The sequence below is a fragment of the Actinophytocola sp. genome, assembly GCF_045807065.1.
Lineage (GTDB): Bacteria > Actinomycetota > Actinomycetes > Mycobacteriales > Pseudonocardiaceae > Actinophytocola.
Map to the genome: position 1 here is coordinate 1 of NZ_JBJMIE010000274.1, position 2,977 is coordinate 2,977.

At 69.4% G+C, this 2,977-nt stretch carries 3 protein-coding genes; 2 read left to right on the forward strand and 1 reads right to left on the reverse strand.

The window, feature by feature from the left end; genetic code table 11:
• Both ACJ73U_RS16000 and ACJ73U_RS16005 read left to right on the forward strand, forming a co-directional pair.
• The coding region (locus ACJ73U_RS16000; RefSeq protein ID WP_407778414.1) for a universal stress protein at nt 1–212 on the forward strand (212 nt) is incomplete at its 5' end.
• A 226-nt stretch (nt 213–438) separates the two neighbouring features.
• Nucleotides 439–2,577 carry a hypothetical protein gene (locus ACJ73U_RS16005; protein ID WP_407778415.1) on the forward strand — a complete coding sequence of 713 codons (2,139 nt, stop codon included), beginning with the start codon at nt 439–441 and terminating at the stop codon, nt 2,575–2,577.
• 47 nt (nt 2,578–2,624) lie between these two features.
• Here ACJ73U_RS16005 and ACJ73U_RS16010 read toward each other — a convergent pair whose 3' ends face one another.
• The gene (locus ACJ73U_RS16010; RefSeq protein WP_407778416.1) at nt 2,625–2,975 is read right to left on the reverse strand and encodes a PGPGW domain-containing protein; all 351 of its coding nucleotides are present in this window, start codon (nt 2,973–2,975) and stop codon (nt 2,625–2,627) included.
• Between the last annotated feature and the right edge of the window lie 2 nt (nt 2,976–2,977).

The following is a 2,977-nucleotide window of genomic DNA, read 5'->3' on the forward strand; positions in this document are numbered from 1 at the left end:
ACGGTGCGGTCGGTCGCCTGATCAGCACCCATGCCAACGAACTGGGCGCACGCGCGGTCGTCATCGGCGCCCCCACCCACGGCGGCCTGCAGGCACTGATGGACGCGAGCGCCAGCCAGGAGCTGTGGCGGTCGGTCCACTGCGACGTGGTCATCGTCAACCCGGCGACCGTGCCCGAGCCGCAGGCACCGATGGCACAGGTGGTCGGCTAGTGATCCGCCACTACGAGCAGTGACCTTCCCACCAAACGGCCCTTAACCGGGAAAAACCGGTCCGTCCAACTACGAAACGCTCCTCGCCCCCGTACCGAGAAAGTCAGGTACGGGGGCATGTAACAACCGTGCCCGCAATGTGGGCACGTTCCATGCGGCGGGTGCGCAAATCGAAAGGGTTTCGATGCGACGACGCCGATTAGTCTCGGCCGCGGCCGCTCTGCTCGTGGTTCCACTCCTGCAGCTGCTTCCCGCTCCGGCGGCGGCAGGGGCGCCGACCGCGTCCCCGCCGCCGAACGACACCCGGGAGCTGACCCGCAAGGACTTCACGTTCAACGGCAAGCCCCTCACCGTGTCGAACAGCTACCACCCGAGCGCGAAGCGCTCGGCGGCGGCCAACGCGACGCCGCCGGTCGGCACGGTCCGCCCGTGGCTCGCGCTGGACGACGTGGCCGGCAGGGTGTACCTGAAGGACTACACACTCCGCGCGCTCGGCGACAAGATCGAGGTCTGGGTCGCGAACGACCTGTCGTTCCCGGCGGGCGACTGCCGCAACCAGATCGCGAACTCGACGACCGTCACCGACGCGCAGGCCCAGTCGCTGGTGACCGAGTTCGACACGAACATGTACCCGAAGGAGACGGCGGCCTTCTCCACGCCGCCGAACCGGGACGGCTCGAACCCCGACCCGGCGGTCGAGGGCCTCGACTTCACCGGTGACGGGGACAACACGGTCGCGCTGATCGACAACGTCCGGGACGACAACTACTACACGTTCCCGGCGGCGCCGACCTACATCGCGGGCTTCTTCTCCTCCCAGTTCAACGAGCTGGTCGACCGCAACGTGATGACGGTCGACGCGTTCGACTGGGCGCACCGCACCGGTGCGAACCCGCCGGACGAGCCGACCAGCGACCTGTGCACCAGCCGGCCGGGCCGGCCGCACCTCTACGAGGGCACGTTCGCGCACGAGTGGCAGCACCTGCTGCACTACTACACCGACCCGTTCGAGGGGAACTGGATCAACGAGGGCCTGTCGGACTACGCCCAGACCCTGGTCGGCTACGTCGACCCGCGCCTGACGGTGTTCGACAAGGGTGGCGACAGCCACATCTACTGCTACCAGGGCTTCGGCACGGTGCAGACCCCGTTCAACAACAACCCGCGGGACTGCGGCGGGCCGGAGAACTCGCTGAACCTGTGGGGTGAGGGCAACCCGAACGCGGTGCTGGCCGACTACGGGCACGCGTACTCGCTGATGCAGTTCCTGTCCGACCGGTACGGCCTCGGGTTCATGTCGGAGCTGCACCGCGACGGTGCGCGCCAGGGCCTGGACAGCCTCGGGGCACTCCTCGCGGAGCGGGGCGCCGACCTGTACACGGTGCTGCACGACTTCCAGTCGGCGACACTGTTGGACAAGGTCGTCGGCGACTCGCGGCGCGGGATCGTGCTCGGCGTGCCGAAGAGCCGGGTGACCTCGCCGAGCCTGCGCTCGACGGTGAACCTGGCGAACCCGGCGGCCTACGCCACCCCGGGTGCGGCACCCAACGGCGCGGACTACGTGCCGCTCCAGAAGGCGAACGGGACCGTGCTCAAGGGCAGCGACCTGCGGTCGCTGAACTTCGAGGGCACGGCGACGCTGCCGTCGATCCCGCTGGCCTGGACCGTCGTGTCGAACGACCCGGACCGGCCGGGCAACCCGGTGCTGTTCTCCGGCAACGAGGACAACACCAACGCGACGGCGGTGACGCAGGTGACCGTGCCGGCGGCCGACCCGACGCTGCGCTTCCTCGCGAAGTACGGCGCCGAGCCGACCTACGACTACGGCTACGTGCTGGTGTCCACCGACGGCGGCGTGACCTACACGCCGATCGCCGGTGACAAGACCGTGCCAGGGCCGCTCGGTCCCGGCCTGAACGGTTCCACCAACGGGTTCGAGCCGCACTCGTACGACCTGTCCGCCTACGCGGGCAAGAGCGTGCTGATCGGCATCCAGTACGTCTCCGACGGTGGTACCAACCTGGGCGGCCTGCTCGTCGACGACATCACCGTCGGCGGCACGGCGGTCAGCGACGGCTCGTCGCTGGCGCCGTTCGACTCGCCGACCGAGATCCGTCCGATTCCGGTGCACAACTGGAACCTGCGGCTCATCGCGTACGACGAGAAGAACCAGGTCGCGTTGCAGGTCCAGTTCAACGGCAAGAACAAGGTCAGGCTCGGCTGGCTGCAGCTGCTGGCACTGACCGTGTTCCCGAAGGTGGTCGCGGTCGTCGCCTACGACGAGCCGACCGAGACCGTGCAGCAGTACGCCCCGTACACGCTGACGGTCAACGGTGTCGTGCAGCCGGGAGGCGGCGGCGCCTGATCCGCTCCACGCGGCCCCCGGCACCGTCCGCGGTGTCGGGGGCCGTGCTATGTCCGGCGCCGGCGCTGGCTGACGCGCCGGTAGCTCCAGCCCAGCAGCACGAACAGCACGATCCCGGACAGGATCAGGCTGGACCCGGTGCTCCAGCCGGGGAGCGGCAGCCAGGAGATGAGGCGCAGGCCCCAGACGATCCCGGCGGCGAGGAGCGCGAGGCCGCAGAGCACGGACCCCGCGATGCGCAGCGGCGAGGACACGCTGTCCTCGGCGGCCTTCATGGCGCGGTCCCGCACGGGGTCGATGTGGCGTTCGAGCGCGGGGAACTCGGAGGCGAGGATCAGCAACCCGGCCAGTACCAGGAGAAGCCCGGGGCCGGGCAGCACGAGGAGCGCGACGCCCACGA